The organism is Anabaena lutea FACHB-196 (assembly GCF_014698305.1).
Taxonomy (GTDB): domain Bacteria; phylum Cyanobacteriota; class Cyanobacteriia; order Cyanobacteriales; family Nostocaceae; genus Anabaena; species Anabaena lutea.
The window spans coordinates 1-24,465 of sequence record NZ_JACJST010000030.1; the positions used below are offsets into that span (position 1 = coordinate 1).

The following is a 24,465-nucleotide window of genomic DNA, read 5'->3' on the forward strand; positions in this document are numbered from 1 at the left end:
ACTTCGGTCGCTTGATTTTCCAATACGCATCCTTCAACAACAGCCGTTCACTTCACTTCTTCTTGGCTGCTTGGCCAGTAGTTGGAATCTGGTTCACCGCTCTGGGCGTAAGCACAATGGCGTTCAACTTGAACGGTTTCAACTTCAACCAATCCATCATTGATTCTCAAGGTCGTGTAATTGGTACATGGGCTGACGTAATCAACCGCGCTAACTTGGGTATGGAAGTAATGCACGAGCGTAACGCTCACAACTTCCCTCTAGATTTGGCTGCTGGTGATGTTGCTCCTGTTGCTTTAACTGCACCTGCAATCAACGGTTAATATTTCAAGCTTAGTTAAATAAAAAACGCTCTCCTCACGGGGGGCGTTTTTTGTTGTTTTAATGATTATGGAGGTGGGTAAGATGTCCACCCCACAAGATTCCATAATTTATATAGATGTCTTTTAAACAGGTAAGTAAGTCGGCATGAAAAAACCGAACTATGTAAAGATAAGTAAATACGGAGAATGGGATAATTTTTTATTTCGCGCAAAGGCGCAAAGGAAGAATTAAGTAAATGTTTTTCTCTTCCAGATTTTGAGCAATTAGTATAATACCAATGTCATCTTTTATTTACTTAAATTTGTCTGAAAAGTAACGTCTTCATAAACATCAGTTAGAGGACAAGAAAAATTCACACTGGTTAATTCTAATTGTTGATTTCCTTTATAGCTATAAAGAACCCATCTTCCTTCAGCATCACGCCGAAAACAATCAACTCGTTGACGATTTTGACTTACTAAAACATATTCTTGTAAAGTGTCTAATTCTTGATAATCACTAAATTTATCACCTCTATCTAAGGCTTCTGTAGAAGGTGATAAAACTTCAATAATTAAGCTAGGATATCGTTTAAAATATTCAAATTGTGTATCTCTTGAATCGCAAGTTACCATAATATCAGGATAATAAAAAATATCCAGAGTTTCAATTCTAGCTTTCATGTCAGCGACGTAAAGACGGCATCCTGTACCACGAATATGATTTCTTAAAAGGGCGACTAAGTTAGCGGTAATTGTTACATGAGCGTCACTAGCACCAGCCATTGCGTAAATTTGCCCTTGGATATATTCATGTTTAATAGGGCTGGATTTTTCAGCTTCTAGGTACTCTTCTGGGGAAAGATAGGGTTGAAATTGGCTAAGGGTCATATATTTTTATGGTTAACATGAGATAGTTTTTTAGGTATGTTTCTAGTATAGCAATTAAAAATTATTTGAATAGTATAGTTATAATTTAATCAAGGTTTATAAAGTCTCTCGGAGTAATGATCTGTTTTAGATATTTGGCTAGAGTTTTGAGTGATAACAAATCTTGATCTCCTGTGATTAAAAATTCGGCGTTTGCATCTTTTGCTAGTTCTAAAAATTTGTTATCGTCTGGATCTCTACAGATATCTATTTGAGTTTTAATTTCTATAAATTGGCTATATTTTTTGACAACTTCTAAAAAATCTTCCCGTTCTTCATCGGAGATATATTTATTGAATTTAGGTTTATAAATTCGTGTTTTTAATTCTTGATAAGTTTCCTCACTTTGAGCTATTTTGAATTGTTTATAGGCTTTATCTAGGGCTTTACGGGCTGTTCCATCTGGACTGAGTGCAGCACTAAGTAAAACATTGGTGTCAATGACAATTAGTTTATGATTCATCAGCTAATAATTCTTCTAAAATTTCTTCTGTAAGTCCTTTTGCTTGAGCATTTCTACCAATTCTATCAAAAACAGTAAGTAAATCTTCTTCTTGCTTTTTGGGTGAGTTTATTTTTATTTGTTGGATAATTTCTTCTTGTTCTTGTGGGGGAAGTTGTAATACAAGATTAAGAATTTGCTCGAAGGTTAGAGGAAGTGGGTATGTTTTTTGTATCATGGTATTATATTTTTTGAATCAGAATCACAGAAAATCGAGTAAAAATCAACCCTCTGCAAAACCAGTAAACTGCCTAATATGAGGCGCTCTAAAACCTAACACAATATCTGTTTTCGGTACTCCTAACTCTACTAATTGATTAGGAATTCCTTCTTCTGTAAAATCGCGCTGAATCCAAATTTTTCCATCTTTAATATCTACATGAATCATTATACCATACGTTCTATTTTCACCTTCCCAACCTATATGAACTACTAAATAGCGGTTTCTTTGAATATCAAATATTAACTCGATTTCTGTTCCTTCAGAGCAATGACTTTCTGTATGTGTTGCTAACACTTGTTGTACTAATTCGGGGTAATCTAATTTTTCCATAACACTGGAAACTGGTTTAATTTCTGCGATCGCTTTACCTGCTTCAATGATAATAATACTTTCTCCTGCTGCTACTTGGTGAAGATAGCTGGTGAAGTTTTTCTGGCAATCTTTCTAGTATATCAAGAAGTTATGAATATTTTTTCTCACACAGAGATGCAAAGGAAGAGAAGTGTTATAAAATATATATAGGTCAAATACAAGGATAAATTATGACTACACAAATTAATGCTCCTCCTGCTGTTGATTATGCACCTCTGGAATTACAAGGGGAATTAATGGCTATGCAAGAATTAACGATTGAGGATTTATTAAATATTGCTCAAAGTCAAGTTCCTGAAAGTCAGCAAGAACTACACTTACAACTTTTAGAAAAAAATCAAAATAATCAGTTAAGTGAATCAGATAAGTTATTGTTGAAATCTCTGCGAGTGAGTGCTGATTATTTAATGTTGAAAAAAGCTTATGCTTATGCACTGTTACAGTGGAAAGGTTATACTCTTCCAGATTTTGAGCAATTACCAAGTGAATAGCGGTGTCATCTATTTCTAAATCTGTTCGTCAACAAGTTATTAATGAGGCTGGTTATAGATGTGAATATTGTCGCACATCTAGCCGTTTAATAGGTATGCCTCTAGTTATGGATCATATTTTACCTAGTTCATTGGGGGGAGATGATGAGCGAGAAAATTTAGCTGCTTGTTGTTATCGTTGTAATGAGTTTAAAGGAGCGAAAATAACTGCTAATGATCCTGTAACTAATGAATCTGTATCTTTGTTTAATCCTCGTCAACAAGGATGGTTAGATCATTTTCAATGGGCAAATGGTGGTACTCATATTATTGGGACAACTGCTATTGGCAGAGGTACGGTTTTAGCTTTACGATTAAATAATGAGGATGTTGTACAAGCTAGGGCTATTTGGATTAGTTTAAATTGGCATCCTCCTGATGATTAATGATGGGTATTTTTTTGTTTTTTATCTCACGCAGAGGCGCAAAGGAATAGAAGTGTTATAAAATATATATAGGTCAAATACCAGAATAAATCATGAATATCCAAATTCAACCGGAATTAGAGCAAATTATTCAAGCGCAAATTGCTACGGGTAGATATACAAATCCTGAAGATGTAATTAGTAAAGCTTTGAAATTGCTTTTAGAGTGGGAGAAGGGTTATCAGCAGTGGGTAGAAGAAACACGGGAAAAGGTTGATGTTGCTATTGAACAATTGGATAGAGGGGAAGGTATTGATGGGGATGTTGTGATTTCACAATTGCGGGATAAGTTGCGTCAAGCGAGAGAGATACAAGGATGAAGATACATATTATCTCTCCAGAAGCTAGTCGTGATTTGTCAGAAATTATTGATTATTTTGCTACTAAAAATATTGATGCTGGAGAGCGTTTTGTTGATGAGTTTGAGAAGAAATGTAAATATTTAGCTAATTTCCCCATGTAGCTAAATATAATTTAATCACTAAAGTTTTTTTAGATATATTTTCTCATTCATAAGCTAGAACAACAAATTAATACTTTGCTTCAGGAATATCAAACAACTTTAGAGTTAAATAATAAGTTACAGATACAAAATACTATTTTTACACAAAGAAATCAAGATTTAGAAATTAACCAAAAATCATTTATTCAAAGGTTGGGTGGTATTGTTTATAAGGAGAATTTAGAAGATAAGACATGGGATTTAGTTTTAGATAAAGTTCAGGTATTAATGAATGAACGCAATGAAGCTGTGATCAAAATTCAAGCTATTAACCGAGATTTTGAAGTTATTAAACAGAAAAATGAGCTTCTGATTAAAGAAAAGGATACTTTTAATCAATCTTTGGAAGTTCTCAAGTCTATTATCGCTACAAAAGAAAATGAGATTAATTCATTAACTCCAAAGTTGAGGTGTTTAGAATTTAGATGTGAAGAGTTAGTTAAAGATTTACAGTTTAGAACTGATAATAATATTGAGTTAGAGCAAATGAAAAACGAATTAAAAAAACTGCAAGATGTTATAATTCAAAAGGATAGTTTGATTCAAAGTTTAGAAATAAAAAAAGGTGAAAATTTACAAAAAATATCATTGTTAGAAGCTAGTGTTAATATTGAAAAATCTAATTGTGAATTACTGACACAAGAGAAAGTTAGTTTGCATAGTCGTGTGCAACAATTAGAAAGAGAAATTCAAGTTTTAAACGATAAACCTATAGATAGCGATATAGAAATGTTAGAATTTCAGATTGCTCAAAAAGATAATAATATTAAGAAGTTAGAAGATGAGAAAAATCAAAATATTCAAAAAATTAAGCAGTTAGAAATAAATATTGCTGAAAAAGAATTAGAGTTAAAAATAACAATCCAGAATAGCAATAATCGTATTCAAGAATTAAAAGATGAGATTGATTTTTTAAAGCAGTTACCAGAAAATATTGTTGATAGTTTAATTGAGAAATTACGAAAACAGATTACTCAAAAAGATGCTGTGATTAAAAAATTGGAATCTGAAAAATCTGAAATTATTGAAAGCTTTAATAAATTCAGAATAATTTTTAATGAAAAAGAATATCAGCTAGAATTAGTTCAAAGAGAGAAATTTGATTTGGATAATCGTGTTAAAGAGTTGGAAGAAGAAAAGTATTTATTAATTCAGAAGTTAAGAGATAAAGAATCAGAAATTAGTGAATTAAAGCGAAAAATTAGTGAATTAGAGCAGGATCTTTCATTAATGTCTCAGTATGCAGATGATATAGAACAATATGCAGAAGATTTAGAACAGTATTATTTAGAGGAGTTAGAAACCTATACATATACTTCTAATATAAACGAATTAGAGGAGTTACAAAAACAAATTGATGAGAAAGATACTTGTATTAGACGGTTGAAAGTGAAACTAGAAAATTGTTCAGATTTTATAAATATAACCGAAGTAGAGTATCGGAAAAAACAAATTGATAAGAAAGATGCTTATATCCTAAATTTGAAATTATCTCATGATGCAGAGATTGATATTGATCTTAACATTATTAGCTCGTTAGAAAATTCTCTGTATGAAGAACAACGGAACGTTAAACATCTTCGTGGTGTCATAAGAAAGCTAAAAAAGTGCAGAAGATGAATTAAAATCCTAACCCACCGAAAAATCAGTAAATTGTCTGATATGAGGCGCTCTAAAAGCTAAAACTATATCGCTTTTTGGTACTCCTAATTCTACCAATTCATTAGCTACACCTTCTTCAGTTAAATCTCTCTGAATCCAGATTTTTCCATCTTTAATATCTACATGAATCATTGAACCATAATTCCTTTTTTCCCCTTCCCATCCTACATGAACTACTAAATAGCGATTTCTTTCACTATCAAAAATTAACTCTTTTTCTGTTTCATTTGATTGATGATTTTCAGTGTGTCTTGCTAATACGGTTTGGACTAATTCAGGATAACTCATTCCTTCCATAAAACAATCTCCTGTTTAAGACTTTCAAAGATCAGTAATTTTAATTGATGTTCCACAATTATTTCTTGAATTACAGGAATTAGAAAAAAATCTGTATATATTTCATAACTAATTGCTAAATATAAAAGACGTTCTGATGCTGCTTTTTTTAAAATGTAACGGTAATTAAGTGTTTGTCCTAAAGCTGTATGAAATTCACTTATAGTTGATTTACCCAAAAAAGATTTTATTTCAACTGCTATTTTTTGACCTTCCTTTTCTGCTCCTAAAAGTCTTTCTGCTCCTAAATCAATTCTAAAGTCAAGACCATCTACTGTAAATGATAAAGGATCATCAGTAATTAACCAACCATCTTTTTCTAAAGCTAACCTAACTGCATTGTGAAAAAAATCTTTTGCTGACATACAAACTTACAATAACACCCTCCATCTCATTCTATCCTCTCTCTGCGTCTCTGCGCCTCTGCGAGAGAAAAAAAGGGATAAGCAAAACGCCTATCCCCAAAAAAATCAACTAATTAATGATTTACGTTCCAGAAGTCCAAGAATTGATATACTCAACTTGCTCGGCTGTCAAACTATCAATGAAAATGCCCATAGCTTGCAACTTCAAACGAGCAATTTCTTCATCCACTTCTCTAGGAATAGAGTGCAAACCAGGAGTTAACTTACCCTTATTCTTCACCAGGTATTCAACAGCCAAAGCTTGGTTAGCAAAACTCATATCCATAACTGCGCTGGGGTGTCCTTCAGCAGCAGCCAAATTAATCAAACGTCCTTCTCCGAGTACAACAACGGATTTACCATTTGTCAATTTATACTCTTGGGTGAAAGGACGAACATCCTTGATTTCCTTAGCATTAGCGGCTAAGTATTTTAAATCAAGTTCCAAATCAAAGTGACCAGAGTTACAAACGATCGCACCGTCTTTCATCACATCGAAGTGTTCACCGCGAACGACGTGCTTGTTACCTGTCACAGTAATGAAGATATCACCATGAGGCGCTGCTTCCGCCATTGGAAGGACGCGGAAACCATCCATAACGGCTTCAATTGCCTTGATGTGGTCAATTTCGGTAACAATGACGTTTGCACCCATGCCACGGGCGCGGAGGGCTGTTCCCTTACCACACCAGCCATAACCGACAACCACAACAGTCTTACCAGCTAACAAAATATTTGTAGCGCGGATAATTCCATCTAAGGTAGATTGACCTGTACCATAGCGGTTATCAAAGAAGTGCTTGGTGTCTGCGTCGTTGACGTTCATCGCGGGGAAGGTGAGAACGCCTTCGTTAAACATGGCACGTAACCGCACGATACCGGTGGTGGTTTCTTCGGTGCTACCAATTAAATCTGCGATTTGGTGTTGACGATGTTGAACTAATTCTGCTACCACGTCGCTACCGTCATCAACGATGATGTTGGGACGATGATCTAATGCGATTTGCACGTGGCGGTTATAGGTGGCGCTATCTTCGCCTTTTTGAGCAAATACGGAAATTTCATGATCAGCTACAAGACTTGCGGCTACGTCATCTTGAGTTGATAAAGGGTTACTAGCAATCAAAACTGCATCAGCACCACCGGCTTTGAGGGCGATCGCTAAATGTGCTGTTTCTGTGGTCACGTGGGCGCAAGCTACTAAGCGCAATCCTGCAAATGGCTTTTCTTTCTCAAAGCGATCGCGGATTTGCTTCAACACGGGCATTTCTCTTCCAGCCCATTCAATGCGTTGTCTTCCCAAGGGAGCGAGAGCGAGGTCTTTAACCTCGTGCTTTAATCTGGGAGTGGTTGCGGTCATTCAAATAATCCTCTAAAAAACAAAAAAAGGTACTCAGACCTTTACGTACTCTAATAGATTTTTCCCTGACTGGCAATTTTTGGCTGTAATTGCCAACCAGCTAGTCAATGGTACTCTACACTAGCTTGACGTTGGATTAAAGCATTTTCAATGTCTACATCCAAGTTGTCTTTTTTGACTGATATCTGTTATGAGTATTATGAACAACAAATTTGGTTATGACTATCAACAAATTTTATCTATCTCCAGATAGAAATCAAGGTAATTAGAAAAAGATTGCACCTGTGATAGATAACAGCGATTATTTGTTGAAAATGACCCTAAAAGTACTCAAGAGTAGATTTTGCTCAAGGAGGTGTTTGAGTGCGCTTTAAATTTTTGGGGATAACAAGCGCAGTGGCAATAGCCATTGTATCTGTACCAAAAGCTACAGCCCAGATCCCTCTTTTACCTTACTTACAAACTCCTAGCAGTGTGAGTAATGATTCAGAAAACAAAAATGTTTCGGAATGGATTTATTTAGATGGTCGCCCATTATTTCGGATAGCAGGATCAAAAAACAATATTTCCGAGCGGTTACAAAATATCCAGCAAAATTTGCAAACAATCAGCCAAAATTACTTTAATTCACCCACACAAGCCTTCAATGTCCAAATCCGAACTGTGAATGGCTTGCCAGTAATTTACATCAATGAAAACTACTTGATGACTGTCAATTCAGAAGATGCTAAATTACGTCAAGTAGATACGTTGACACTGGCTAATCAAATTGCCGGAGATTTGCAGCAATACTTGGAACGAGCCAAGGAAGAACGCCAAACTTCATCTTTAATCGACAACGGCAAAATTGCTGTTGGTATTGGGCTAGGGATGATTTTACTGAGTTGGGGAATCAAACGCTGGCAAAGGCGTTTAAATCAGAAAGCAGAAAACTTTATCTCTCCAACTTCAGAAACAGATCAACCAATTACCGTCCTACTCAATCAACAACAAGAGCAGCATCTTCAAGAAGTTAAAAAAAGACTATTCCAAATCGCACAAACTGGAATTTGGGGAAGTGGTAGTTTTATCATTCTCGGTCTATTTCCTTACACTAGGGCGCTGCAATTAGGAATTCTCGTTGTTGCCCAAATTCCTTTAAGATTGGCAGCTGTTGTTTTGGGAACTTACGTAGCAATTCGCTTTACCTATGCCTTAATAGATCACTTTACCTCGACTATCGTTAGCAGTGGTGCTTTATTAACCCCACAAACTTACGAACGTCTACAATTGCGAATTTCCACATTTTCCGGCGTAACGAAAAGTATTGCCACTATTCTCTGGGTGGGAACTGGCATTTTATTAGCCTTGGTTTCCTTGGGAATAGATATTATTCCGCTCCTCGCTGGTGCTGGATTAGTCGGTGTGGCCTTGTCCCTAGCTTCCCAAAACTTAATCAAAGATGCAATTAATGGTTTTCTGATTATTCTCGAAGATCAATATGCTCTTGGTGATGTCATTAATGTGGGAGATGTGGGTGGTTTGGTAGAAAATCTCAATCTGCGAATGACTCAAGTGCGGGATGCAGAAGGCCGTTTGATTACAATTCCCAATAGCGAAGTGAAAATAGTAGCTAATCTTTCTAGTCGTTGGTCACGGGCAGATTTAACAATCCCAGTTTCCTACCAAGCCGACATTGACAATGCTTTGAAATTAATTGAAGATGTGGCTTTGAAAATGAATGAAGAACCCCTATGGCGACGGCAAATTATCGAAAAACCAACTGTGTTGGGAATTGATAATTTTAGCGATCGCGGTTTGATTATCCGTGTATGGATTAAAACCCAGCCCCTCAAACAATGGGATGTAGCGCGAGAATATCGTCGTCGCGTAAAAGTTGCCTTAGATAAGGCCGGAGTTTCCATTCCCGTCCCGCAACAAGCCGTTTGGATCAATCATCCTCAGTTTTTGAACTCTCAGAATAATGACAAGTCTGAATTCCCTTCAATTACAGCACCAGAAACCTAAATAGTGCAAAGTTTTTTAATCACCTAACCCTTTTCCCATTCGGGAAATAATCATGTATGGGCGTTTTATGAAGCGTCTATACATGATTTTATTTATATAATTAGGTACACGTAAATAATTATCGTTGGACTAAAGCTGCTATTGCAGAAGAAAAAGAATTTTATTCTGTTGACTTACTTGTATAAAGTAGCTTGTCTGATTAGAAATAATTTTTGATTGCCCTCTTGGCAATATAGTATATATGTACTATACTATAAAAATAGTCTTCAAACCTTGAAAGACTTATGGAAGATGGATTTAAAGGACTATACCTATGATGAAGCATTATATTCTCAGCCTCAATCCAACTGCCAAGCATGAATGGGATCGTTGTATTTTACGTGATCCTCTTACTGCAAAACGTCCAGATATAGCTAAATTAATTTCCGAAGCCGTAGGTGCAGAGACAGGCAATTATTTAGTAAGTGTAAATATTGAAGTCACAGTATTAGAACAAGCATCCCCATCACCAGCAGAACAACTTTCCCTACCCTTTCTGGAAGTCAACCTCCCGTCGCAACTGCGCGAAGCAGCTTAAAAATTACCAAATATTTTAGGGCGCAGTGTCTGCGCCTTTATAGTCTTTATAAAAATTTTTTACGTCAGTTTTCTCCAACTACTGCGAAAATAGTTGATATTCTAATTACTACTACGCTTGATTTAATTAATCCCAAACATTTAAACAAGTAGTTTACAAACCTGTAATACGCTGTAAAACTCTTGAGGCACTGGCATCTTGTTTGTTCAAATCATGTAAATTAAATAGACAATAAGTAGCTTGGCGCAATTAAATATAAAACCTCTCCCTAACCCTCTCCTACAAGGAGAGGGAAAAGGAATAACTCTTAATAATGGAGAGGCTTTGACTCCCACTTCCCTGGTAGGGAAGGGGGCTGGGGGGTTAGGTCTATCTTATATTTTTTAACGCCCACCTACTTAGCTTCATCATCATTTATGTATCTGCGAAGGACATTCAACCATGCCACATTTATTTGAACCATTGAATCAACGCAGCGTTACGTTTCCAAATCGCATTGCGGTTTCTCCCATGTGTCAATATTCCAGTGAAAATGGGTTCGCTAATGATTGGCATCTTATTCACCTTGTGAGTCGTGCTGTTGGAGGAGCAGGACTTATAATTACTGAAGCAGCGGCAGTTGAACCCCCAGGAAGGATCACGCCGCAAGATTTAGGAATTTGGGAAGATGCCCACATTGAAATGCTGGCAAGAATTGTAGAGTCACTTCATCGTCATGGATCTGTGGCAGGAATTCAGCTTGCTCATGCAGGTAGAAAAGCTAGTACAGCCACTCCTTGGGATGGTGGTGGAGTGCTTTTGGAATCAGAAGGGGGATGGACAGCGATCGCTCCCAGTGCTATTCCATTTGAGTCAGAAAGTCCTACTCCCAAAGCATTGAGTATCGAAGAAATTCAAAATCTGATCGAATCATTTGTGAATGCTGCTCGACGTTCCCTAGAAGCAGGATTCGACGTGATTGAAATTCACTCGGCTCACGGTTATCTATTGCATGAATTTCTCTCTCCACTGAGCAATCAACGGACAGATGAATACGGTGGCAGTTTTGAGAATCGCATCCGGTTTTTATGTGAAGTTGTTCAAGCAGTAAGAAATATTTTACCGGATCAGACTCCGCTTTGGGTTCGTATTTCTGCAACTGATTGGGTCAGTAATGGCTGGGATATTGAACAAAGTATTGCCCTTTGCAGTAAATTAAAATCACTGGGTGTTGATTTAATTGATTGCTCATCAGGTGGAATTGTCCCTGGCGAAAAAATTCCAGTTGGTGCTGGTTATCAAACATCATTTAGCGATCGCATTCGCCGCGAAGCCCAAATTGCGACCGGTGCTGTTGGCATGATTACAGCACCAGAACAAGCAGATCATATCATTCGTACAGGTCAAGCAGACATAGTTTTAATCGGTAGAGAAATGTTGCGTGATCCTTACTGGGCAAGGCGGGCAGCCAAGCAACTGCGCCAATCCGTATCAGTTCCGATTCAGTACGATCGCGCCTGGAAGTAAGTATATCTGCGATCAATCTATTAAGTAGTCGTGCAAAATAAATTGCATATTTATCTCGTATCTCGCTCCCAGTCTCTGGCTGGGAATGCTATCATACAGGCTCTGACTCTACTGTCACACTCAGGCAAAGCCTTTTAGAATTCATTTATCTCGTTCCTAGTCTCTGACTCTTAATGCTATCATAGAGGCTCTGACTCTACTGTCGTCACACTCAGGCAAAGCCTTCTAGAATTCATTCCCATACACAGTATAGAAACGAGAAACCGGACTTGATCTGATGCCAATTAAAATAATGATTGCAGTAACTTTTGAATTTGCTGATTAATCATATTCACATCAAAACATTCACTAGCAGTAATTCTGGCATGATTGGCAATATTCGCAGTTCTTTCAGGTTCTTGAACGCAGGTATTAATCACTTGGGCTAATTCTAGAGCTTCTCCTGGTGTGACTAAAAAACCATTGATGCCCTCTTTTACTAATTCCATTGCACCACCGGCTTTAGCCGCAATCACAGGTTTACCACACAACATCCCTTCCACAATCACTCTTCCAAAAGGTTCCGGTGCGATAGAAGTATGTGCCACCACATCACACATTGCCATTAATTGAGGAATATCTGAGCGAAAACCTAAAAACTTAACCCGATTTTCTAAACCCAGTGCGGCAACTTTTTGGTGTAAATCCTGCACATAATCTTGTTCACCAAATAAAGCATCACCAACCAGAACTGCTATCACGTTTTGCGGACATTTAACAAGTGCATTAATTAAAATATGCTGTCCTTTCCAGGGAGAAAGACGGCTAAAATGTCCAACTATAAATTTATCTTTTAATCCTAATTCATGCCTTAAGTTTTGAATATCAGCTTCACAAGTTTGATAATTATTCAATTCAAAACCATTATAAACAACCTCAATAAGATTTGGTTGACCTCCTGCTTCTAAAAAGGCGGTTTTACTAGCTTCAGAATTAGCAATTACCAATGAACAAAACCGATTAACCAAAGTAACAGCAATCCGCAGATTAGTTTTACTAAAGTGTTCTGTAGAAAGAATATCATGTAAATGATAAACCAACGGACGACGCGCAAAAAAACTAGCTATTGCCCCCACAACTAAAGCTTTTTGAGTATTAGCATAAATTAAATCATATTCTCTGGCACGTTGAACAACCTTATAAATGAGGGGAGCGAGTTGTCCCAAACCACCTAAAGCTTGTAACAAACTGCTTTGTTTACGAACATTAATAACTTGAGTCGCTAAAACTTCAACAGGAATTTGATTCTTTTCTAGTAACTTCCTAAAATCACCATCTGCGAATAAACCTACAAATGCGTTTTTACCATAGGATTTAGCAATATCAATTAAACATAATTCAGCACCACCTGGTTTTCCACTTTGATCTAAAAAAAGAATCTTCATACCATCTCCAAAACATCTAACTCTATGTTTAAATATCGTTAATATTTACTTCAAAATTTATCAGCTTAAGCCAAAAGAACCTGCCGCACCTTTTGAGCAATATTAGTCCAGTCATAATTGATGATTGTATAATCACGACATTCTTCTCTTGAAGGTAAATAAATTTTACCTAACAGAGCTTGTTCTAATTTTTCAGCAATGCTTTCAACAGTAGTAGAATTAGTAATTAAATCCGGTGAAAATCCCTGTAAAATTTCTGGCATACCTCCCACAGGAGTACAAACAACAGGAGTACCACAAGCTAAAGATTCAAGAATAGCTAATCCAAAACCTTCAAAAGATTGACTAGGCATAATAGTTAAATCAGCAGCTTGGTAAGCAATTGGTAACTCTTCTTCAGGTAAAAAACCTAAAAATTTAACGTTGTTTTCTAAACCTAATTCTATAGCTTGTTGTTGAAGTAAATCTTGGATATGACCACGACCAGCTATAGCTAACCAAATATCAGGAATATGGGGTTTAATTATCGCTATAGCCTGCAATAATTTATCAATTCCCATTCTATGTACTAAGCGACGGGATGTAAATAATATTTGCCTACTACTAGGCCAACCCAGTTGTTTTCTAGCATCTTGACGTGATAGATTTGTTTGAAAATGATTAATATCCACTCCACCGGGAATGATGTGAATTTTGTTCCAGGGAATTTGGTATTTTTGATGTAGAATATGCCCAAAAGCCTTACTAAGGACAATAAAGCGATCGCATCGATTATAAGTATTTTTTTCTATTAACTGCTGCTTGAGCCAAATACTCAGTTTCTTATTTACTACTTCCTCCTGACTTTCCGAAGCCCAAGGTCCATGAAAATTAAACGTAATTGGTACTCCCTTAGGTAAAATATCTAAAATTGGAAAACTGTATAGTGCGAAATGCAAATTAATTGCATCTGGCTTACTTAATCTTGTTTTCTTAAATTGATGACGAATTGACCAAAATCTTTGCGAAATAGGACTATCTGGGGAAGCTAAATTTGTTAACTTAATAGGTGTATCTTTTTCACCCGCTGGTAGACCTACTCCACATAATTCTACTTGGTCTTGATGTGCAGCTAATTTATGAGTTAGTTCATAAATATACCTTTCCAAACCTCCAGGGGTTTTAGGAAACCAACCTGTTCCCAATGTGAGAATAGATGCAGAGGCTAATTTACAAATTTTTTGGTTATCTTCCACCTATTTATCTCCTCCGATGAATTAAGTGTGCTTTTTAGAGACAATTTAATAGTCAAATCATCAATTACATCAAACCTAAAAGCGACACGTAGATGGGTTTTAAATGAAGTTATCTGTATATATAGCAGTCATCAAACCTGTGCTAAATAATTTATTGGAATTTTCACTGATAGGGATCAGTTACTTAAAAATCTCAAAAAATTGGGTCATTAATGAAATAATATCTTTATATATTCTTTATTTGGCTATTTGCAACAGGATACTTTTTTATAAACTATTTTTAGCTACCTGTCAAACAATAAATTACCAAATGTTTTTTATGAACTCCGCGCTATCACTAGGGATAAATATGTTACTTGATTCTATTTTCGTCAAGATGATTGACAGATAAGTATTTTCCAAATTAATTTCTATCAAAGTAAACTTAATTATCACTATTAAAGTATTAATTATTGCTATTTATTATGTCAAAAATTATATAAGTAAAACCTGAATAAGAATAATTAAAATGTAAAAAATATATTTTATTGATAAAGTTTTGATAAACATATATGATAACTACTATTTACCTGTTAATTTATATATGGAGTCTCATTAGCCATATAAACAAATTAGTACCTAAAAATTTTTTAAATATGGATGAGTAAGTATATATAAATGCATTTATATTAATTAGCCAAGCAAACTACTCCTATACACTCATCTTCGATTAATAAAAATTACCAATATTTACTTATACTGTTTCTATGAAAAATAGATTATCGTCACTGTTCAATAGAAATTACCAAAAACTTCATCAATACCTCAATAAATTGGTTCATAAGAGATATTGGAGAAAAAAAATAGCTTTCAATATTTTACTCGCTTTAACCTGTGTATTAATGGTGACATTCGTAGGAATGTCTATGGACAGAGCTACGACTAAAACTGATAAAGAATCTGCCACACTCACCTATCAAACCTCTTGGATTGATAATACAATTGGTAAGGGAAAATTGCGGGTACAAAACAATATTGAGGCTACGACTAAAACTGATAAAGAATCTGCCACACTCACCTATCAAACCTCTTGGATTGGTAATACAATTGGTAAGGGAAAATTGCGGGTACAAAACAATATCGAGGCGATGTATGTAACAGCAAATGGGGAGATTTATACTAATAGTTACTGGGATGAAGCTGGAGGAGAAGCGGGAATATATAAAGATGGTAAAGTAATTGCTACCCTTGAGGGTACTCACGGCTGGAATCGTCTTGGTGGTAAAGCTGTAACAGCAAATAGCAAATATATTTACCTTGCTATGACTCAAGGTGGGATGAATAATCAGAAAGAGGATTATCCTCCCGAAGGTAAAACTTGGTATTGTGTAAGACGCTATGATTTAGCGGGAAAACCTGCACCTTTTCCTGGAGGGCGTGGTTGGGATAAAAGTATGTTAATTACTAGTAATGACAGCGAAGTTACTGGTTTAGCAATTATAGATAATCAGTTATTTGTTAGTAATGCGGCTGCTAACATAGTTAGTATTGTTAATACCGAAACAATGCAGGAGAAGGGCAGATTTACTGTTAATAATCCAAGTGCAATAGCTATTGACAAACAAAAAAGTTTGTGGATTATTCAAAATAAAAAAGGTAGCACCGCTGCTAAAATCATGCATTATTCGCAAACGGGTAAAAAGCTACCAGAACAAATTGTAGATATTGTAGAACCAACAGCAATTGCTATTGATAATCAAGGTAGACTCTTAGTAGCAGAAAATGGAATCCGGCAACAAATAGTAATTTACAACATCCAAAAACAGCCTCTACAAGTAGGAACTTTTGGAAATAAAAATGGCATTTATAGTGATGTAGCAGGAGAAGTTAAAAGTTTAAAATTTTATGGAATCACAGGAGTTGGTACAGATACCGCTGGCAATATTTATATCAACAACAATGGTTTTAACAAATCAGGCACAGATTTAAGAAAATTTTCCTCATCTGGAAAACAGCAATGGCAATTACTAGGCTTGATATTTGTAGATAATGCAGATACTGATCCTAAAAGTGATGGTGTAAATGTCTTCACCAAGCAAGAAGAATACTTGATGGATTACAGTAAACCAGCTGGTAAGCAGTGGACTTACAAAGCCTACACTGTTAATCCTTTCAAATATCCTCAAGATCCACGCTTGCATACATCCCCAGATGCTACTTTTTTCCGTCGTATTCAGGGGAAGCCTTTTTTATTCCTCAAAGATATGTATGGTAGCTTTCTGCAAATTTATCGTTTTCAACCTGCTACAGACGGTAAAATTGCTATCCCTGCGGGAATGTTTGTGAATACTAATGAAAGTGGTAAATCCATTACTGGTAATTGGCCTCCCTATCAACCAGCTAAAGGGGAATGGATTTGGCGGGATAGTAATGGTAATGGTGCATTTGAGCAAAATGAATATGACAGCGGCCAAGATTATCCCTACACAGGTGGTTGGTGGGTAGATAGCAAAGGAGATGTTTGGAAAACCTTGCGAACTCAAGATGGCATTCGCCATTATCCTTTACAGGGTTTAGATAGCAAAGGGAATCCCATCTACACCTATAGTTCCATGCAAAAGGAAAAGACTCCCAACCTATTTAAGGATTTGCGCCGGATTGAGTATTTTCCTCAAACAGATACTATGTATTTGTCAGGCTTCACCGCAGAACATCCCGCAGTTGGTGATGACGCTGGAGTTGTGGGATCGGAAATTGTCCGCTTTGATAACTGGAGTCGAGGAAATCGCACTCCTAAATGGCGAACTGTAATTCCTTACGACACCACTGGGAAACGGGAATTTTCTACCGCAGCTATGAGTGTAGCCAGCGATTATGTATTTGCAGTGACATTTAAAACCGCAGATGTATATGTCTATAAAGCCGCTACAGGCAAAATGGTACACAAGTTCAGTCCAGGGCCAGAAGTCGGTGGAGAAAGTGGTTGGATTGATATACCTTATGGTATCCGAGCTTTTCGCCGTTCTAATGGTGAATACTTAGTGTTTGTGGAAGAAAATTGGAAAGGAAAGGTGATTATGTATCGTTTACCAATTTGACAAAAATGAGTTAATTGATGTTCGCATAATCACTCATAATATAGCGGTATGCACTCTTTGTGAGATAAAGTCATTCAATCGCAAAACCTGTAGGGGCGGGGAAACCCCGCCCTTGATTATATTGCTTAATTAAAGCTACAAATAGATAACACATAGACATAAAAAAGTTATAATTCCCGATTTTGTGCAAATATCTGGTGAATCTGTTTTTATCAGCTTCTATACTTCCTTAAGTATCAGTCTTTAAGCGCACATGATGTCAATCTCTTTACTTATTACCTGAACTCTTATGATTTCATCTTCATATTTTCACGGTAAATTTACAAAAAAAATAAATAGGATTGGTTGTAGTTAACTATGATAAAAATAATTATTGATGGCTGAATTTCAAGGAAGTTATTAAGACTTATCATCAAAGATTTTGGTTGATATTTATAAGTCTCATAATCATTAAAGTTCAGTAAATAATTATTAATATTTCCATAAACCAATGTACCAGTAAATATGAATCATAAAAATAGCCTAATCAAATTAGAAAAAATTATTCCGAATATTTTACTAAATCAGATTCAATATATCCATTCCTATTTACTCTCACGGTGGATATTAATTTGGGGAAGTAAACCACTAATCTTTAATCAAGAATTAGCAATGGTTTTTTCTCCCCATCAAGATGATGAAACATTAGGATGTGGCGGGATGATTGCACGAAAAAGGGAACAGGGTATATCAGTAGTTGTAACTTTTCTGACAGATGGAAGAGGTTCCCATGGTGTAGATCCACATATTCAAAATAAAATCATTAATATTCGCAAACAAGAATCCTTAACGGCATTAAATATTTTGGGAGTGGAACCTTCAGCAATTCACTTTTTAGACAAGCAGGATGGAACTCTAAAAGACTTAAACTTAGAAGAAAAGCAACAGACAATTTCCCAGATTTGTGAATTGCTTCAGCGTTATCAGCCCGGAGAAGTTTATGTTCCTCATCATAAAGATTGCCATAAAGATCATGAAGCTACTTATGACTTAGTTAAGGAGGCAATTGCCCAAGCTGGAATTACAGTTGAATTACTACAATATCCTATCTGGGTATTCTGGAGAGCGCCGCTATTTATCCTCTTGAACTTACAGGATATTGCAGCAGCTTATCGACTGTCAATTAAATCGGTACAAGATAAAAAAAAGAGAGCAATTGCTGCATATCCTTCCCAGATTCAAATGTTACCTCGTGGATTCATTAAGCGATTTTTAAATTCAGAAGAAATCTTCTTTAAATCGGAATATTAGTATTTGAGAATGTGAAATTATCGTTATTTCAAAACATTGGAGATTAACAACCTATCTTCCTGTGGGGAGAGGTTTGGAGAGGGTTTATTGATAAACTGTATAAATATCCAAACATTCTCTGATATCAAGTCTGGTTTAAGACTTATCATTATAACTGACACATAGACACGGCAACGTGGTGATGCGAAGATATTTTAATAATAAGTGATTATCCAGATTGGATATGAGCAGTTATCTAAATATTTAATTAAATCAAGGTGAAATTTCTACTGGTAAGCATCATGGCAGTGAAGCTAAATTATTACCGTGGAGAAAATTTAAATGCGAATCCTTCATATTACAAATCATGTGCATAAAATCGGTAATGGCATTGTCAATGTAGCAGTAGATTTAGCTTGTTTACAAACCAAAAAAGGTCTTGATGTTGCTGTCGCATCAGCAGGTGGAGAATACGAAGAATTATTAGCAGATCATGGTATTTGCCACTTTAAACTAGATCAATCAAGAACGCCACTAAATATGATGAAAGCATCTTGGCGTTATCGAGAAATTATCAAAGAATTTCAACCAGACATTGTTCATGCCCATATGATGACAGGAGTCGTGCTGGCGGGAATTCTGAGAAATAGTGGTAAATATAGTTTAGTTTCTACTGTACATAATGAATTTCAACGTAGTGCCGTTCTGATGGGATTAGCAGATAGGGTAATTGCCGTTAGTCATGCAGTTGCTGATTCAATGATTAGGCGTGGTATTCCAACCAAAAAGTTGCGTGTGGTTGCCAACGGTACTTTAGGCAGTCCTCGGCATAAAAAAATTCAAGATTACCAACCGCTACCACTGCATCATCCGGCTATCACTACTGTAGCTGGGATGTATAGCCGCAAAGGGATTAGTGAGTTAATTGATGCATTCAGCATCATTGCCAAAGATTTTCCCCAAGCCCATCTTTATTTAGTAGGAGACGGTCCAGATCGGTCTATATTCGAGGCAATGGCGCAAAGTACATCTGTTGGGAATCGCATCCATTTTGAAGGTTTCCAATCAGAACCGCAACGCTATATGTTAGCAACAGATATCTTTGTTCTCGCTTCACATTGCGAATCCTTTGGTTTGGTGCTGACAGAGGCACGAGAAGCCGGTTGTGCAATTGTAGCCAGTGATGTAGATGGTATTCCTGAGACTTTGGATCATCGTCAGGCTGGTGTATTGGTACCACCCAAAGATAGCCAAACCTTAGCCAGTGCTTTGACGCAATTACTCAGCAATTCTGAACTACTAGACAAGTGGAAATTCCGCGCCACACAAAACCTAGAACGCTTCAGTGTAGCGCGGGTAAATGAAGAAACACTGGCTGTGTACCGTGAGTTAAGCAGAAATTATGATGTCTTCAGAATCATGAGAACAAGAGAATTGGTAGTCGGTAAATAGATTGCCAGATGGAAAATTGAGCATTGCTGAACTGAAGTATGAAATTGAAAAATCAATGATTTCAAACTCTTACTCTCTGTGACTCCCGTAAGGGATACAGCAGTCGCCTGGGTCGGGCTAACCCTCCTACAGCGCTCTGCGCCTGGAGCGTGAAACAAAATCCTACTCTTAATCAGCAAAGCCGAAAATTGTTGTCACCATGAATCGTGAACACATATTTGAAGAGTAAATGTTGGGTTACGACAAGGTTTGGTGATTTATCTGTAAGCGTTATCAGTTAATTACCGCGTCTAACCCAATTTACAATGTGTTCACATCTTATTAAGGATGGCGATATATCTTAATTATCATGACTAAAATCAGATAGAAGCCTTCAAGAAATATGAATCCATTCCTTTTGGCTCAGATGCATAGCAATTCCTTTTTCATAATAAGCTGCTTCATTGATAAAAACTGGATAAACAGTAGATTCTCCCTGATAAAAAATATCTTTGCCTGCAAAAGTTAGAAATATGGGATCACCTGGATGCAAGGGTTCATAGTCTTTAAACTGAAGTTGGGGGTGAATCATCGCTTCTATTTCCCCATCTTCATTTCTAGGGTAATCGACAGAACCAATAGATTTATAAAGTGTCAGAGTGTTGTTAATTAGGGAAATTTTACCTTGGTTGTGTTCTTCAAAATACTGTAATATTGCATATATAAGCTGTTCTGTTTGTTGGAATAGTTCTGCATCTAAAATACCCTGAGCTACAGCACCAACTTCTATAGCAAAACCCAATGGGGATAAAGAACGGAGAAAACCACTGCTGCTGGGTTGCTGATGACTATAAACTTTTACTAAAGGATTAATTGAACTCAAATTAGCTGCTAATTGAAGCAAAAACGGATGCATATTACCAAGAATAATACATAATCCCATGTTGGCAGTAGTGGTATGTAAATCCATAATTACATCCACGAATTCCTGGTTTGGTGGTTGCAATATTTGTTGAATTTCTTTAGCGCGTAATTCTTCGTAAATGGAGGAGGTAGGAGACTGAAAATTGTCAACAGTAAAGCAACGATTTAAATCTTTATCAATGTATCTTCTTCTAGCAGCTATAGCTTTGGGATTACCGAGTAATGCCAAAGTTTCAAAACTTGTTTTATTAATTAAATTTGGATATTGGTGAAATTTTTTAACTAGGTAAACTCCTGTTAACTCATTACCGTGACTGCCTCCAACAATTGCCACGCGGTTGATTTGATTCATAAGCGCCTCAGTATAAATTATTATATTAATGATAATAGCGGAAATTGTCTGCCAGCTTTAATTTAGAGGACATATAAAACGTAAATATTCAGGATAGAGAATACTCCAAGTCAGGAGAATAAAGACTTTTCGAGTCAAATTTAAGGATTTTGATAAAATTTTGCTTCTCTCTATTCTTCATTTTATAAGCATTCTGAACCAAAGGTCTGCGAAGCGTCTCCTGACTCCTGAATTCTTACTATAAAACCCTAGTCCTCTGTTTTCACTCAACTACAAATTTAATGTGCATAGTTTTGATTTTTAGGAAAAAGCAAAAATATCGAGCGAATTGAAGTCGTACCCCAGTTCATTCAAGTAGAGACGTTGCACGCAACGTCTCTACATTGTTTCGTATTTTTTGATTATGGGAAGTCCAAAAGATGAATTATCTCATTTCTTCTAGAATGAAAACAAATTTTCCTGCTTATGTGCCTATGATGTGATTCTTTTGGGCATTTTTTCTAAAACAGTTGGCATCTTTGAGCGAATAACATTAATCAAGTTTTGGGCATAACGTTGTGTAGAGAATTGGAGGGCGCGTTGTCGTGCTGCTAATCCCAAAGTTTGAGAAAAATCTGGGTTGTTCAGATAACGGAGAATAGCTTGGGCTAATGCGTCTTTATTGTTGTAAGGTGTTAACAATCCATTTACACCATCGGTAATAATCTCTGTAGGCCCCCCAGCATTGCTAGCAATAACTGGCTTACCTAAGGCCATAGCTTCGATAATCACAATCCCAAAGGGTTCTTTATCAGAGGCATGAACAAATATATCCATTGCTTGTACCCATTCCGGGACGTTACGCTGTAACCCTGCCATAATTATGCGATCGCTCAGTCCCAAATCTGTGATTTGTTTTTTTAAGAAATCCTCATAATCTGATTCTAAATCGTGCTTACCACCGACTATCACTACATGGGCATCGGGATATTGTTGCAAAATCTGGGGCATTGCTTCCACCAATACGTGCATTCCTTTCCAGCGTTGTAAGCGTCCGACAATGCCAATCAAAGGCCCATGCATTGGTAAACCGAGCTTTTGGCGTGCTGCTGCTGGAGTGGGCAAAATTGCTGGATCAAACCGATCTAAAGCTACACCAGGATATACCAAAGGAGTTGGTCTGTAAGGCCAAATCTGTGACTGTGCTTTTTGACCATCTTTAGATACAGTCATGATGGATTGGGCTGGAATTAAAGTGGCAAGACGCACCAACCAAGTCTGATCATAGGGGACTTCTAGTTGATACCACACAGCCGGCAAACCTGCCAACATTGCTGCTAGTCCCCCAGTGATGTGAGTGATCCACATCCAATTGAGGATCATATCTGCACCTTCACGGCGTGCGATCGCTGCTATGTGAAAAATAGTCGCAATCAAACGATGGACTTGACGCAAACGGCCACTTTCGACAACTCTGGTATCAATGCCCAGATTTCTCACTTGTTCCACCATTGGTCCATCTTCTAAGAAGATTGCCAACCATTCCACATCTGCATTACGACCTTGCTGCATCAAATCGAAAAACGAAACTTCGCCGCCGCCACGTTGTTCAGCTAACGGCATGATAACGATTACCTTCATAATTTAAACCTTTATTCCTTGATGTTGATAATACTTATGTGCTGCCATAGCCATAGCAAAAAATCCCCAAAGAATCATGCCTGCTATACTCAGCATTCCACTCCCAATAATTAGTTGTGTACAACAACTAAATGCGATCGCACGGGCAGCACTGACAAAACTATCAAACCGCGCTTCAGTATATTGGCTGACGGTAAATATCATTAAGATTAATGCACCCATATAAGGAATGGCTCCGAACCAACCCAATGTAAAAAACATATCTAAAATGCCACTATCAATCACAAATACTTCGATTTGTCCCGTTTTTTCGTTGACTTTCCAGGTATTTCCTAAACCGTTACCGAACCCATTCGTAAGGGCTAAACTGAGATTTCTGTCATAACTCCCTGATCTATCCTTTAAGCTACCATCTTCTTGTAAATTAGCAAAAGTTTCTAATCTAGAAGTCACAACTTTGCTAATTGGTTCTATAGTTAGTAAGGGTAAAACACACATTGCCATTACCAAAATGATAGTAATTAAGCGCATTTGAATTCTGGCTTTAACCGAACCCATAATCATAATTACCCCAAGTAACCAACCACCCCAATTAGTCCTTGCTTGTGCCAGCAAAAATGATAAATAGCCCACGGCTGAAGCCGGAAAAATTAAAGGCCCTGAACTGGTAAATAATAACAACAACCCAGCTTGCATCACCGCACCAAATGGACCGACTGAATGCATTGTACTCCAAACGCGCATCCCAAAAGGGACAGGATTCCCAGAACTGGTGAACATTTTTGATTCTATCAACCAGTATGTGTCCCACTCAGGAGCAACCACAAATTGATATATACCGTAAGCTCCTAGGATTAATACACACCAGACAAATACACGCTGAATATTTTGCCGATAACTGGGATAATCTCGCCAATTTGTAAATAAATGAAAACCGAAAATAATAGGACTCACCCAGTCTAAAAACCCCCGGAACACCGGAATTGGTTGATTGTAAATTAGACCAACCAAAAAACCATATAATACCCCAATAAAACCCAAAATAAAAGGCAAACCCCCTTGGCGAATTGTGCTAGGAATATATTTTAAGAAAGTTGCTATGGTGACAAACACTACTAGATAAGGTGCTATAAGCATTTGACGGGTAGGGTCCCAGCCAACACGATAGTCAACTAACCGAGCCAGCAAAGGTGAAAGAAACCATATCCACCAAGTGAAGCCAATGTAGAGTAAGGGATGCCGCAAATATAAAAATATAGCTACCACCAAAGCGGTTGCCGGAAAAACCAGGCGCAACATGGCAGCACTAATAAAATAACTAGATGTTATTAAAAAAAGGAAGCCAATAATGACTATCCAAGCCTGTGCTGCTCGTTGTTGAGGATAAAAGTTCTGTCGTGAAAAACTATTAAAAAGTATTTGTTTGGAAATCACTTTATTTTTGGTGATTGGTAATTGTGAATTGGAGTCAGGAGTTTTCTTGAATTTTGTGAGC

General features: G+C 36.8%; 23 protein-coding genes and 1 pseudogene. 12 read left to right on the top strand and 12 right to left on the bottom strand.

The features are described 5' to 3' along the window. Positions 1 to 323, top strand: a pseudogene (locus H6G59_RS23585) (photosystem II q(b) protein); the annotation flags it as partial. Between the two features lie 288 nt (positions 324 to 611). On the opposite strand, the gene H6G59_RS23590 reads toward H6G59_RS23585, so the two are convergent. The 4 genes from H6G59_RS23590 to H6G59_RS23605 form a co-directional block, all read right to left on the bottom strand. After that, positions 612 to 1,193 (bottom strand): Uma2 family endonuclease, encoded by a 582-nt coding sequence (locus tag H6G59_RS23590; protein ID WP_190719291.1) that lies wholly within the window; start codon positions 1,191 to 1,193, stop codon positions 612 to 614. Positions 1,194 to 1,278: 85 nt separating this feature from the next. Further along, positions 1,279 to 1,695 (bottom strand): putative toxin-antitoxin system toxin component, PIN family, encoded by a 417-nt coding sequence (locus H6G59_RS23595; RefSeq protein ID WP_190719294.1) that lies wholly within the window; start codon positions 1,693 to 1,695, stop codon positions 1,279 to 1,281. Continuing rightward, positions 1,685 to 1,912, bottom strand: coding sequence for a hypothetical protein (locus tag H6G59_RS23600; RefSeq protein WP_190719297.1), 228 nt, complete (start codon positions 1,910 to 1,912; stop codon positions 1,685 to 1,687). Before H6G59_RS23600 ends, H6G59_RS23595 begins: the two co-directional genes overlap by 11 nt. Positions 1,913 to 1,957: 45 nt before the next feature. Next, positions 1,958 to 2,287, bottom strand: a complete 330-nt coding sequence (locus H6G59_RS23605) for a XisI protein (protein ID WP_190719299.1) — start codon at positions 2,285 to 2,287, stop codon at positions 1,958 to 1,960. A 212-nt stretch (positions 2,288 to 2,499) separates the two neighbouring features. On the opposite strand from H6G59_RS23605, the gene H6G59_RS23610 reads away from it, so the two are divergent. From H6G59_RS23610 to H6G59_RS23630, 5 genes are all read left to right on the top strand, one after another. After that, positions 2,500 to 2,820 (top strand): hypothetical protein, encoded by a 321-nt coding sequence (locus H6G59_RS23610; protein ID WP_190719302.1) that lies wholly within the window; start codon positions 2,500 to 2,502, stop codon positions 2,818 to 2,820. Positions 2,821 to 2,822: 2 nt separating this feature from the next. Beyond that, positions 2,823 to 3,245 (top strand): HNH endonuclease, encoded by a 423-nt coding sequence (locus H6G59_RS23615; protein WP_190719304.1) that lies wholly within the window; start codon positions 2,823 to 2,825, stop codon positions 3,243 to 3,245. 92 nt (positions 3,246 to 3,337) lie between these two features. Next, entirely contained in the window at positions 3,338 to 3,604 is a 267-nt protein-coding gene (locus tag H6G59_RS23620) for a ribbon-helix-helix domain-containing protein (protein ID WP_190719306.1), read from the top strand. After that, the gene (locus H6G59_RS23625) at positions 3,601 to 3,747 is read left to right on the top strand and encodes a type II toxin-antitoxin system RelE/ParE family toxin (RefSeq protein WP_190719308.1); all 147 of its coding nucleotides are present in this window, start codon (positions 3,601 to 3,603) and stop codon (positions 3,745 to 3,747) included. The genes H6G59_RS23620 and H6G59_RS23625 overlap by 4 nt, the downstream gene beginning before the upstream one ends. A 75-nt stretch (positions 3,748 to 3,822) precedes the next feature. Further along, positions 3,823 to 5,406, top strand: coding sequence for a coiled-coil domain-containing protein (locus tag H6G59_RS23630; protein ID WP_190719310.1), 1,584 nt, complete (start codon positions 3,823 to 3,825; stop codon positions 5,404 to 5,406). A gap of 9 nt (positions 5,407 to 5,415) precedes the next feature. On the opposite strand, the gene H6G59_RS23635 is transcribed toward H6G59_RS23630, so the two are convergent. The 3 genes from H6G59_RS23635 to ahcY all read right to left on the bottom strand — a co-directional run bounded on the left by H6G59_RS23635 (position 5,416) and on the right by ahcY (position 7,548). Beyond that, on the bottom strand, positions 5,416 to 5,745 hold the full coding sequence (locus tag H6G59_RS23635; protein WP_190719313.1) for a XisI protein: 330 nt from the start codon (positions 5,743 to 5,745) through the stop codon (positions 5,416 to 5,418). Continuing rightward, positions 5,733 to 6,149 carry a XisH family protein gene (locus H6G59_RS23640; RefSeq protein WP_190719317.1) on the bottom strand — a complete coding sequence of 139 codons (417 nt, stop codon included), beginning with the start codon at positions 6,147 to 6,149 and terminating at the stop codon, positions 5,733 to 5,735. The genes H6G59_RS23635 and H6G59_RS23640 overlap by 13 nt, the downstream gene beginning before the upstream one ends. Before the next feature lie 121 nt (positions 6,150 to 6,270). Then, complete coding sequence (gene ahcY / locus H6G59_RS23645) at positions 6,271 to 7,548, bottom strand: adenosylhomocysteinase (protein ID WP_190719322.1); 1,278 nt, start codon at positions 7,546 to 7,548, stop codon at positions 6,271 to 6,273. Positions 7,549 to 7,911: 363 nt separating this feature from the next. Between ahcY and H6G59_RS23650 the strand changes: the two genes are divergently transcribed. The 3 genes from H6G59_RS23650 to namA all read left to right on the top strand — a co-directional run bounded on the left by H6G59_RS23650 (position 7,912) and on the right by namA (position 11,638). Beyond that, positions 7,912 to 9,555 carry a mechanosensitive ion channel domain-containing protein gene (locus tag H6G59_RS23650; protein ID WP_190719324.1) on the top strand — a complete coding sequence of 548 codons (1,644 nt, stop codon included), beginning with the start codon at positions 7,912 to 7,914 and terminating at the stop codon, positions 9,553 to 9,555. A 313-nt stretch (positions 9,556 to 9,868) separates the two neighbouring features. After that, positions 9,869 to 10,132 (top strand): hypothetical protein, encoded by a 264-nt coding sequence (locus tag H6G59_RS23655; protein ID WP_190719327.1) that lies wholly within the window; start codon positions 9,869 to 9,871, stop codon positions 10,130 to 10,132. Positions 10,133 to 10,573: 441 nt separating this feature from the next. Beyond that, a complete protein-coding gene (gene namA, locus H6G59_RS23660; RefSeq protein WP_190719330.1) occupies positions 10,574 to 11,638 on the top strand; it encodes an NADPH dehydrogenase NamA in 1,065 nt (354 codons plus the stop codon). A 284-nt stretch (positions 11,639 to 11,922) separates the two neighbouring features. Here the strand turns inward: namA and H6G59_RS23665 are convergent, their stop codons facing one another. Continuing rightward, positions 11,923 to 13,062 carry a glycosyltransferase gene (locus H6G59_RS23665; RefSeq protein ID WP_190719333.1) on the bottom strand — a complete coding sequence of 380 codons (1,140 nt, stop codon included), beginning with the start codon at positions 13,060 to 13,062 and terminating at the stop codon, positions 11,923 to 11,925. Between the two features lie 65 nt (positions 13,063 to 13,127). Further along, positions 13,128 to 14,297 (bottom strand): glycosyltransferase, encoded by a 1,170-nt coding sequence (locus H6G59_RS23670; RefSeq protein ID WP_190719336.1) that lies wholly within the window; start codon positions 14,295 to 14,297, stop codon positions 13,128 to 13,130. Positions 14,298 to 15,043: 746 nt separating this feature from the next. Here H6G59_RS23670 and H6G59_RS23675 point away from each other — a divergent pair. The 3 genes from H6G59_RS23675 to H6G59_RS23685 all read left to right on the top strand — a co-directional run bounded on the left by H6G59_RS23675 (position 15,044) and on the right by H6G59_RS23685 (position 20,095). Further along, a complete protein-coding gene (locus tag H6G59_RS23675; protein ID WP_190719338.1) occupies positions 15,044 to 17,374 on the top strand; it encodes an NHL repeat-containing protein in 2,331 nt (776 codons plus the stop codon). A 504-nt stretch (positions 17,375 to 17,878) separates the two neighbouring features. Beyond that, positions 17,879 to 18,664: a PIG-L deacetylase family protein gene (locus H6G59_RS23680; RefSeq protein WP_190719341.1), complete on the top strand. Its 786-nt coding sequence runs from the start codon at positions 17,879 to 17,881 to the stop codon at positions 18,662 to 18,664. Positions 18,665 to 18,985: 321 nt separating this feature from the next. Beyond that, positions 18,986 to 20,095: a glycosyltransferase family 4 protein gene (locus H6G59_RS23685; RefSeq protein WP_190719344.1), complete on the top strand. Its 1,110-nt coding sequence runs from the start codon at positions 18,986 to 18,988 to the stop codon at positions 20,093 to 20,095. A 373-nt stretch (positions 20,096 to 20,468) separates the two neighbouring features. Here H6G59_RS23685 and H6G59_RS23690 read toward each other — a convergent pair whose 3' ends face one another. The 3 genes from H6G59_RS23690 to H6G59_RS23700 all read right to left on the bottom strand — a co-directional run bounded on the left by H6G59_RS23690 (position 20,469) and on the right by H6G59_RS23700 (position 24,404). Next, positions 20,469 to 21,350 carry an aspartoacylase gene (locus H6G59_RS23690; protein ID WP_190719359.1) on the bottom strand — a complete coding sequence of 294 codons (882 nt, stop codon included), beginning with the start codon at positions 21,348 to 21,350 and terminating at the stop codon, positions 20,469 to 20,471. Between the two features lie 471 nt (positions 21,351 to 21,821). Beyond that, the gene (locus H6G59_RS23695; RefSeq protein ID WP_190719363.1) at positions 21,822 to 22,970 is read right to left on the bottom strand and encodes a glycosyltransferase family 4 protein; all 1,149 of its coding nucleotides are present in this window, start codon (positions 22,968 to 22,970) and stop codon (positions 21,822 to 21,824) included. 3 nt (positions 22,971 to 22,973) lie between these two features. Then, positions 22,974 to 24,404: an O-antigen ligase domain-containing protein gene (locus tag H6G59_RS23700; protein WP_190719366.1), complete on the bottom strand. Its 1,431-nt coding sequence runs from the start codon at positions 24,402 to 24,404 to the stop codon at positions 22,974 to 22,976. Positions 24,405 to 24,465 lie beyond the last annotated feature (61 nt).

Bases quoted from the DNA above. Each gene is read 5' to 3' on its own strand.
- ahcY (WP_190719322.1), bottom strand. From the start codon at position 7,548: ATGACCGCAACCACTCCCAGATTAAAGCACGAGGTTAAAGACCTCGCT.
- H6G59_RS23635 (WP_190719313.1), bottom strand. From the start codon at position 5,745: ATGGAAGGAATGAGTTATCCTGAATTAGTCCAAACCGTATTAGCAAGA.
- H6G59_RS23620 (WP_190719306.1), top strand. From the start codon at position 3,338: ATGAATATCCAAATTCAACCGGAATTAGAGCAAATTATTCAAGCGCAA.
- H6G59_RS23655 (WP_190719327.1), top strand. From the start codon at position 9,869: ATGATGAAGCATTATATTCTCAGCCTCAATCCAACTGCCAAGCATGAA.
- H6G59_RS23605 (WP_190719299.1), bottom strand. From the start codon at position 2,287: ATGGAAAAATTAGATTACCCCGAATTAGTACAACAAGTGTTAGCAACA.
- H6G59_RS23595 (WP_190719294.1), bottom strand. From the start codon at position 1,695: ATGAATCATAAACTAATTGTCATTGACACCAATGTTTTACTTAGTGCT.
- H6G59_RS23675 (WP_190719338.1), top strand. From the start codon at position 15,044: ATGAAAAATAGATTATCGTCACTGTTCAATAGAAATTACCAAAAACTT.
- H6G59_RS23685 (WP_190719344.1), top strand. From the start codon at position 18,986: ATGCGAATCCTTCATATTACAAATCATGTGCATAAAATCGGTAATGGC.
- H6G59_RS23680 (WP_190719341.1), top strand. From the start codon at position 17,879: ATGAATCATAAAAATAGCCTAATCAAATTAGAAAAAATTATTCCGAAT.
- H6G59_RS23600 (WP_190719297.1), bottom strand. From the start codon at position 1,912: ATGATACAAAAAACATACCCACTTCCTCTAACCTTCGAGCAAATTCTT.
- H6G59_RS23590 (WP_190719291.1), bottom strand. From the start codon at position 1,193: ATGACCCTTAGCCAATTTCAACCCTATCTTTCCCCAGAAGAGTACCTA.
- H6G59_RS23625 (WP_190719308.1), top strand. From the start codon at position 3,601: ATGAAGATACATATTATCTCTCCAGAAGCTAGTCGTGATTTGTCAGAA.
- H6G59_RS23665 (WP_190719333.1), bottom strand. From the start codon at position 13,062: ATGAAGATTCTTTTTTTAGATCAAAGTGGAAAACCAGGTGGTGCTGAA.
- H6G59_RS23640 (WP_190719317.1), bottom strand. From the start codon at position 6,149: ATGTCAGCAAAAGATTTTTTTCACAATGCAGTTAGGTTAGCTTTAGAA.
- H6G59_RS23695 (WP_190719363.1), bottom strand. From the start codon at position 22,970: ATGAAGGTAATCGTTATCATGCCGTTAGCTGAACAACGTGGCGGCGGC.
- namA (WP_190719330.1), top strand. From the start codon at position 10,574: ATGCCACATTTATTTGAACCATTGAATCAACGCAGCGTTACGTTTCCA.
- H6G59_RS23610 (WP_190719302.1), top strand. From the start codon at position 2,500: ATGACTACACAAATTAATGCTCCTCCTGCTGTTGATTATGCACCTCTG.
- H6G59_RS23690 (WP_190719359.1), bottom strand. From the start codon at position 21,350: ATGAATCAAATCAACCGCGTGGCAATTGTTGGAGGCAGTCACGGTAAT.